Genomic DNA, 8,543 nt, shown 5'->3' with positions numbered 1-8,543 from the left:
GAGCAGGCTCGCTCCCACATTAGATCTTCGGTGGACACTGTATTTGTATTCAAAGCAGGTCCACTGTGGGAGCGAGCCTGCTCGCGAAAGGGCCAGCCCGGGCGCAAAGATTCTGGAACTAAACCCCCACCCGCGCCTGCAAACTCAAATGTGCTTTCTGCCCCGGCGCCAGGCTCAAACTGTCGGTCCCGCCACTCGCCGCCTCGACACACACAAATTCTGAAATCTCGTTCCAGCTCACCCCCAGCAACGGTCGCGCCCCCGGATGCCAGACCACCGTGTCCGCATGGTCACCGGTGTCGATGCACAACTCGCGCTGCCAGGCGTGGTCCTTGAGCTGCAATTCACCGTCATGCTGGAACACCCGCTGACACCCACCGTCGACTCTCAACTCGCCTTCCTGCTGGCAAACCTGGCGGTTCAACTGGTCGTAACCGTGGGCGCCATCGAGTCCGGACAGCGCTATCTCACCAACATCACCAATACGCCAATAGGCATGCAACGCCTGGCTCAATTGGCACGGCAGGCTGTCCTGATGCTCGGTGCTCAGGCGCAGATCCATGCGTTCGCCCAAGTGTGCGTGCAGGTCCACTTGCCAGTCACACAGCTGAAGTTGCCAATGCAGGCGCACGCCATCGTCGTCATGGCTGCTGTCGAGCAGTTTCCAGTCGATCAACCGTGCCCAGCCATGGGAAGGCCAGGCGTTTTCGCTTGGATGACGGCCATACCACGGCCAGCATACCGGCACACCGCCACGAATCGCGCCGACTTGTGGCCACTTCGCCGCGCACCAGAGCCAGGGCTTCTGGCCCTTTGGCTGGAAGTGCAGCAACTGCGCGCCCTGCCGGCTGAACACCGCCTGACACAGCGGGTGATCGATCACCAGCACATCGCGCTTCTGATAGCGCTCCCACGCAAACACCGGACGTTCGCGCAAGGATTTGAAGAAGCGTTGTAGCGGATGCTCATGCATGTGCCACGGTCCTGAAAATCATCCGGGGTGCGCCGCCCCAAAAAAAAGCGGACAGCCAAGGCTGTCCGCAAAAATGCGCACATAGAGAGGAGCTTATCGCAACAGCGTTAGAACACCGACTGAATTTTCAGGCCGGCCACCAGCGCGTTGTCGACTTCATCCACACCGCCCGGGTGAGTGATGTATTGCAGGTTAGGACGCACGGTCAGCCAGTTGGTGACGTGGAAACCGTAGTTGATCTCGTAGTTGTACTCAGTGTTACGCAGCGGCGCGAACAGCGGGTCCTGATAGTCAGTGACATTGTTGGAGGCGTTGACCAACTCTGAGTTTTTCTTAACGTCATCGTTGACATGGATACGGGCGGCACCGATACCGAAGTCATCCTTCGGCCGTGCATCGAACGGGCCCTTGTACACCAGCATCAGCGACTGGTAGTTATCGACGAAGTTGGTGTCCTTGTCGTGGAAGGTAGCGTTGGCAGCAATGTTCAGACCGCGGGAAGCGTCACCGTTGTGGGTGGTGAGTTGTTGCTGCGCAACGAACCAGTAGCCGGACTTGCTGCTGTGGCTGCGATAGGCGTTACCGCTGGTTGCGGCGTCATTACCGTTGTCGTCTTCACGAACGTCATCGGCCTTGGCCGTGCTTTTGTAGTAACCGACACGGTATTCGCCCGGCAGGTTGCCAGGGTTAGGCAACCAGACCAGTTCGACCGGCAACACGGTGCCCTTGGTGCCACTGCCGCTGAGCTTGAAGCCGTTACCGTGTTCCAGTTGCGACGGGTTCTGGTTGTACGCGCCGATCTGCGCATACCACTCAGGCGAGATGTTGTACTTCACGCGAACCGCAGCCTGCATGACCGGCCAGTTGTACCAGATGTTGGTCGCCCAGTTACCCGCTTGGGAACCGCAGAACGCCAGGTTCTGGAACTCGCACGGGAAGGTGTTGAAGTCTTCGCCTTCGCCGAAGTAACCGGCCTTGACGTCCAGTTTGCCATCGAGGAACTGGTGCTTGATCCACAGTTGGGTCAGGCGAACCATGTGGCCACGGCCGTAGACTTCCTGGGAGGAACTCAAGGTGCCGGCACGCGGATCGCCGACACGGTCATTGGAGATGTTCTCACCGTTACGGTTGGTGAGCTGGACCTTGGCCTGGGTGTTATCCCAGCCCCACAGCTTTTGCAGGTCCAGCGCCACGCCCAGGCCAAACTGGTCGGCGTAACGCGCGGTCTTGTCGTTGTTGTAGCCACCGTGAAGGTTGCTACCGACTTCACCGACGTAGTCCATCTTGATGTCGATGCCCCGCTCGATCAGCTTGGTCCGCTCGCCACCCCAATCGCCGGTCATCCATTCGGAATCGGCGCTGAACGCGTCAGCAGCGTGCACACTACCGGCCAGCATCATGGCCGCAACCGCGGACAACTGGCAGATAAGCTGAGCGTTGTTGTTCTTCTTCATCCCTACATCCTCGTTTTATTGTTATTAACTGTTTTTATTTAACGCGGTTACATCAGGTGCGGAGAGCGACAGGCCGCTCACCGCATATCCCCCCTGCAGGAGCCAGTTTTGCCGGCGAAGGCGACCCTGAAATCGCCTCCGCCGGCATGCCTGGCTCCTACAGTTTTAATCTTCAGCGGCCTTTGAATTGGGCGACGTTGGCGCCGTGGCTCTCGGCTTTTGGTTGACCGGCCACCCCCAGGCGTTCCCCTGTCTTGGCATCGAACAACAGCACTTTCGATGGATCGAATTGCAGGGTCAGGGTCTCGCCCACGTTCGGCGCGACGTCCGGCGCCAGGCGGCAGCAGACTTTGGTGTCGTTGAGATTGACGAACACCAGGGTGTCGGGACCGGTCGGTTCGGTGACCTGGACTTCGGCGCGAATGGTCGGCAAACCGTTCGGCTCGCTGCCCGCCAGAACGATCTGCTCCGGGCGCAGGCCGAGGATCACTTCACGGTCTTCCAGACCGGCGTCCTGCATGCCCATCGGCAATTCGCAACGCGCCTGGCCGCTGTCGAGCAGCGCCACCAGACGACCGTCCTTGCGCTGCAAACGCAGCGGAATGAAGTTCATCGGCGGCGAGCCGATGAAGCTCGCCACGAACAGGTTGGCCGGGTTGTTGTAGATGTCCTTTGGCGTACCGAACTGCTGAATGATCCCGTCCTTCATCACCGCGACCTTGTCGCCCAGGGTCATCGCTTCGATCTGGTCGTGGGTCACGTAGACCGTGGTGGTTTTCAGGCGCTGGTGCATCAGTTTCATTTCAGTGCGCATCTCGACGCGCAGCTTGGCGTCGAGGTTGGACAGCGGTTCGTCGAACAGATAAATCTTCGGCCGACGCGCCAGGGCACGGCCCATGGCCACGCGCTGTTGCTGACCACCGGAGAGCTGACCGGGCTTGCGGTTGAGCAAGTGTTCGATCTGCAACAGCTTGGATACCCGCGCCACTTCCGCTTCGATGTCGGCGGCAGGCATTTTGCGGATCTTCAAGCCGAAAGCGATGTTCTCGCGCACGCTCATGGTCGGGTACAGCGCGTAGGACTGGAACACCATGGCGATGTCGCGGTCTTTCGGGCTCATGCCGCTGACGTCCTGATCACCGATCATGATCGCGCCGCCGGTGATGGTTTCCAGGCCGGCGATGCAATTCATCAGGGTCGATTTACCGCAACCCGAAGGTCCGACCAGGATCAGGAACTCACCGTCCTTGATCGACAGTTCGATGTTCTTGAGGGTGTCCGGCAGGCCGGGACCATAGGTCTTGTTTACATTGCGAAGTTCGAGCGTAGCCATGATTACCCCTTGACTGCGCCGGCCGTCAGCCCGCGCACGAAATACTTGCCTGCGACCACATAGACCAGCAGGGTCGGCAGCCCGGCGATCATCGCCGCCGCCATATCAACGTTGTATTCCTTGGCCCCGGTACTGGTGTTGACCAAGTTATTCAACGCCACCGTAATGGGTTGCGAATCACCGCTGGAGAACACCACGCCGAACAGGAAGTCGTTCCAGATCTGGGTGAACTGCCAGATCAGGCAGACCATGATGATCGGGGTGGACATCGGCAGGATGATCAAGCGGAAGATGGTGAAGAAACCCGCGCCATCGAGCCGCGCCGCCTTCACCAGCGCATCGGGAACGCTGACGTAGTAGTTACGGAAGAACAGCGTGGTGAACGCCAGGCCGTAGACCACGTGCACGAACACCAGGCCGGTGGTGGTGCTGGCCAGGCCCATCTTGCCTAGGGTGAACGAGGCCGGCAGCAGGACGGTCTGGAACGGCAGGAAGCAACCGAACAGCAGCAGACCGAAGAACAGTTGCGAGCCACGAAAGCGCCACATCGACAGCACATAGCCGTTCAGTGCACCGATGGCGGTGGAGATCAGTACCGCCGGAACGGTGATCTTGATCGAGTTCCAGAAGTACCCGTCAACCGTGCCCCAGGCCTTGACCCAGCCAATGCCGCTGACCACGGTCGGCCAGCTCAGCAGGTTGCCGGAGTTGATGTCTTCCGGCGTCTTGAAACTGGTCAACAGCATGACCACCAGCGGTATCAGGTAAAGGAATACCGCCAGGATCAGCACGCCGTAGATGGCGATGCGACTCAGGCTGATGGATGGTTTGGCAGCGAAATTAGTCATGACGCTTGGTCCTCAGCTCGGAGTACAGGTAAGGCACGATGATTGCGAGAATCGCACCGAGCATCAGAATCGCACTGGCCGAGCCCATGCCCATCTGGCCGCGACTGAAGGTGAAGGAATACATGAACATCGCAGGCAGGTCAGAGGAATAACCCGGGCCACCGGCAGTCATTGCCGCCACCAGGTCGAAACTCTTGATCGCGATGTGGGCCAGGATCATGACCGCGCTGAAGAACACCGGACGCAGGCTCGGCAACACCACTTTCAGGTAAATGCGCGGCATGCTCGCGCCATCGATCTGGGCAGCACGGATGATCGATTGATCCACGCCACGCAGGCCGGCGAGGAACATCGCCATGATGAAGCCCGAGGCTTGCCAGACCGCTGCGATCACCAGGCAATACACGACGCGATCCGGGTCGATCAGCCAGTCCAGGCGAAAGCCTTCCCAACCCCAGTCACGCAGCAATTTGTCCAGGCCCATGCCCGGGTTGAGCAGCCACTTCCACGCGGTACCGGTGACGATCATCGAGAGCGCCATCGGGTACAGGTAAATGGTGCGAATGAAACCTTCGCGACGAATGCGCTGGTCAAGAAACACCGCCAGCAGCACACCGATCACCAAGGTGATGCCGATGAACATGCCGCCGAACACCGCCAGGTTCTTGCTCGCTACCCACCAACGGTCGTTGTCGAACAGCCGCTGGTACTGCGCCAGGCCCGCCCATTTGTAAGTCGGCAGGAAGGTCGAGGTGGTGAACGACAGGATGAACGTCCACAGGATATAGCCATAGAAGCCCACCAGGACGATGAACATGCTCGGCGCCAGCACCAGTTTCGGTAGCCAGCGCTGCAGTGCATCGAACGGCGAGGCCTTGCTGAACACAGCAACAGAACTCATGGGAAGATCCCGTACGAGAGAAAATTTACGTTGGAAATGCTGACCCTTGCAGGCGTGAGACTGCTTGCGATAGCTGAGTGTCAGACTCTGGATGTATCAACTGATACACCGCTATCGCGAGCAGGCTCGCTCCTACAGGGGCCAATCATTACTTGGCAGCTTTGACGGCCGTGCCCAATTGCTTGGCGGCAGTCGCCGGATCGGCTTTCGGGTCGTTGATGAAGTTGGTCACCACATCAAAGAACGCGCCCTGTACCGCCAGCGTGGTCGCCATGTTGTGCGCCATGCTCGGCTGCAGGCCGCCGGACTTGGCGTCCACCAGGAAGTCCTTGGCAGCGGTCTGGGCGCAGGAGTCGAAACCGTACTTGCCCATGTCGTTCAGCATGTCGATTCGAACCGGGATCGAGCCCTTGTTGATGCTGAAGACTTTCTGGAAGTTCTCACCCAGCACGACCTTGGCAATGTCCTGTTGAGCAGCAGCAGTGCCTTTGTCTTTCTGCTTGAACACAGCCAGGGAGTCGATGTTGTAGGTGAACGCCTTGTCGGTGCCCGGGAACGCTACGCACTCGTAGTCCTTGCCGGCGACTTTCTTGGCGGCTGTCCACTCGCTCTTGGCCCAGTCGCCCATGATCTGCATACCGGCCTTGCCGTTGATGACCTTGGCCGCTTCCAGGTTCCAGTCCTGGCCTTTGCCGTCGGCGTCCATGTAGGTCGCGACTTTTTTCAGCTCGGTCAGCGCCTTGACCATTTCAGGACCGGTCAGTGCTGCGTTGTCCAGGTCGACCAGGGCTTTCTTGTAGCCGTCGACGCCCATGACCGACAGGACCACCGCTTCGAACACGGTGCTGTCCTGCCAAGGCTGGCCGCCGTGAGCAAGCGCAATGAAGCCCGCTGCCTTGAGCTTGTCACCGGCGGCGTAGAATTCCTGAAGGGTGGTTGGCGCTTTTTCGATGCCGGCTTTCTTGAAGACTTCCGGGTTGATCCACAGCCAGTTGACGCGGTGAATGTTCACCGGCACGGCCACGTAGTCACCTTCGTACTTCACGGTATCGGAGACTTTCTTGTCGAGCAGACTGTCCCACTTCTCGGTTTTGGCCGCGTCTTTCAAGACGTCGGTGTCGAGCAGACCGGTAGACGCCCATTCCTGGATGTCCGGGCCTTTGATCTGTGCGACGCCCGGTGGGTTACCTGCAACGGCGCGGCTTTTCAGCACGGTCATGGCGGTCGCACCGCCACCACCGGCAACGGCGCCGTCCTTCCAGGTGAAACCGTCTTTTTCGACTTGGGCCTTGAGGACATCAACGGCCGCTTTTTCGCCACCGGAGGTCCACCAGTGAACGACTTCTACCGAACCTTTGGAATCGGCGGCAAGCGCACTGACAGGGAATGCAGAGATAGGGAGCAATGAGGCAAGAGAAATGACAGTAGCGAGGCGAGAAATCGCATTCATCTAGAATTACCTTTCTTGTTGTTATGCATGCAAGTCTGGTGCTTGCGCTGCATAGGATTTTAAACAGGAGTTATCCCCTCGCAGGTAACGAAGGGACGCTTGAATGTCACCACATGGTTACACAGGAGCGCTCTGGGACAACTGCCCCAAGGCCGTGGCCATGCTCGGCGCCAGTGGCAGGCGCGGGATCAGGACGGCTTGCCAGGCGTGATACAGATCCGGTTTACCGGCCCAGATATCGGCACTTGGACGGTTTTGCGGGTCGAGCTCATGGTGCCAACTGCCATCGCAGCGGTCGATGAAATGACTGTCACAGAATTCCCAGAACAGCCGGTACCAGGTTTCGTATTGCGTATCCCCAGTGCGTTTAAGCAACGCGCTGGCGGCGGCACTGGCTTCGCAATGGGTCCAGTGCAAGCGATGGCGAACCACCGCGCGATTGTCCCAGTCGAGGGTGTAGACAATCCCGGGCAGCCCGTCGACATCCCAGCCGTGACGGCAGTTGTGATCGAAGAGTTTTTGCGCGTCGGTGGCCAGCCAACCCGGCGTGAGCATGCCGGCTTGCACGCGTGCCGCTTCGAGGTGCAGCAACAGCCGCGCCCATTCGAAACCGTGGCCCGGCGTGGTGCCGTAAGGGCGGAAACCGTCGGCCGGGTTGTCGTGGTTGTACTCGCGCAGCGGCTGCCAGTCGCGATCAAAATGCTCGACCACCAGGTAGTCGTTGGCAGCGGCGTGACCATGAATGACGCGCTCGACGATGCGCTGAGCGCGGACCAGCCAGCGGTGGTCGTCGGTGACATCGGCCAGGGCGAGAAAGGCTTCGGTGGCGTGCATGTTGCTGTTGGCGCCGCGGTAGGCTTCTTCACCGCTCCAGTCGCGCTCGAAGGATTCGCGCATTGCGCCTTCCTCCTCGCTCCAGAAATGCGTGTCGATGATGTTGATCGCATCGTCGAGCAACGCCTGTGCACCGGGGCGCTGGGCGACGACCGCCGAACTGGCCGCGAGGGCCACGAAGGCATGCAGGTAAGCGGCCTTGCCGGTGTTGTCATCGTGATGATGGGCAGCGGCAAACCAGCCGCCGTGTTCGGCATCACGCAACGGGCCGCTGAGCGCCTGAATGCCGTGATCGACCAGCTCGGCAAACCCTGGCAAACCCTGAATATGCGCCATGGCGAAGCTGTGAGTCATGCGGGCGGTGTTCATGGTTTCGGCGTGGGCGTTGGCCGGGAGACGGCCCTTTTCATCGAGATTGCCGAAGCCTTCGGCAAGCTTTGAAGCCTTGGCAAATGCCAACAGGCGCAAGCCTTCGGCCGCGAGCCATTGCTGATGGGCAGGTGCGTTGAGCCAACTGCTGAATGCAGGTTGGAAGGTGTCCATGGGGTGCCTTTTTTTGTTGTTTTGACTGAGGGCAGTCTAAACAACGGGCGGGGGCGGGCTTGTAACGAAGGGGGCGAGTTATGTCACCAAACTGTGACATACAGATTTTGTGGTGGATGATTATTTGTGGCGAGGGAGCTTGCTCCCGCCGGGGCGCGAAGCGGCCCCAAAAGAAGGACTGCTGCGCAGTCCAGCGGGAGCAAGCTC

General features: G+C 59.6%; 7 protein-coding genes. All 7 read right to left on the bottom strand.

Annotated features, from left to right (window positions below; genetic code table 11):
* Window positions 1-118 precede the first annotated feature (118 nt).
* Window positions 119-973 carry a D-hexose-6-phosphate mutarotase gene (locus QMX98_RS29215; RefSeq protein ID WP_010457382.1) on the bottom strand — a complete coding sequence of 285 codons (855 nt, stop codon included), beginning with the start codon at window positions 971-973 and terminating at the stop codon, window positions 119-121.
* A 107-nt stretch (window positions 974-1,080) separates the two neighbouring features.
* Window positions 1,081-2,427: a carbohydrate porin gene (locus QMX98_RS29210; protein WP_154912407.1), complete on the bottom strand. Its 1,347-nt coding sequence runs from the start codon at window positions 2,425-2,427 to the stop codon at window positions 1,081-1,083.
* A gap of 172 nt (window positions 2,428-2,599) precedes the next feature.
* Window positions 2,600-3,760, bottom strand: a complete 1,161-nt coding sequence (locus QMX98_RS29205; protein WP_010457386.1) for an ABC transporter ATP-binding protein — start codon at window positions 3,758-3,760, stop codon at window positions 2,600-2,602.
* Window positions 3,761-3,762: 2 nt separating this feature from the next.
* Complete coding sequence (locus QMX98_RS29200; RefSeq protein WP_077748691.1) at window positions 3,763-4,608, bottom strand: carbohydrate ABC transporter permease; 846 nt, start codon at window positions 4,606-4,608, stop codon at window positions 3,763-3,765.
* Window positions 4,601-5,509 carry a sugar ABC transporter permease gene (locus QMX98_RS29195; protein ID WP_010457390.1) on the bottom strand — a complete coding sequence of 303 codons (909 nt, stop codon included), beginning with the start codon at window positions 5,507-5,509 and terminating at the stop codon, window positions 4,601-4,603. Before QMX98_RS29195 ends, QMX98_RS29200 begins: the two co-directional genes overlap by 8 nt.
* A 148-nt stretch (window positions 5,510-5,657) precedes the next feature.
* The gene (locus tag QMX98_RS29190; protein ID WP_010457391.1) at window positions 5,658-6,959 is read right to left on the bottom strand and encodes an ABC transporter substrate-binding protein; all 1,302 of its coding nucleotides are present in this window, start codon (window positions 6,957-6,959) and stop codon (window positions 5,658-5,660) included.
* Window positions 6,960-7,076: 117 nt separating this feature from the next.
* A complete protein-coding gene (locus QMX98_RS29185; protein WP_145309253.1) occupies window positions 7,077-8,336 on the bottom strand; it encodes an AGE family epimerase/isomerase in 1,260 nt (419 codons plus the stop codon).
* Window positions 8,337-8,543 lie beyond the last annotated feature (207 nt).

Origin of the sequence: Pseudomonas sp. PS02303, assembly GCF_029959925.1 — a bacterium.
Classification (GTDB): Bacteria; Pseudomonadota; Gammaproteobacteria; order Pseudomonadales; family Pseudomonadaceae; genus Aquipseudomonas; species Aquipseudomonas mandelii.
This window is presented reverse-complemented; position numbering and strand designations above follow the sequence as displayed.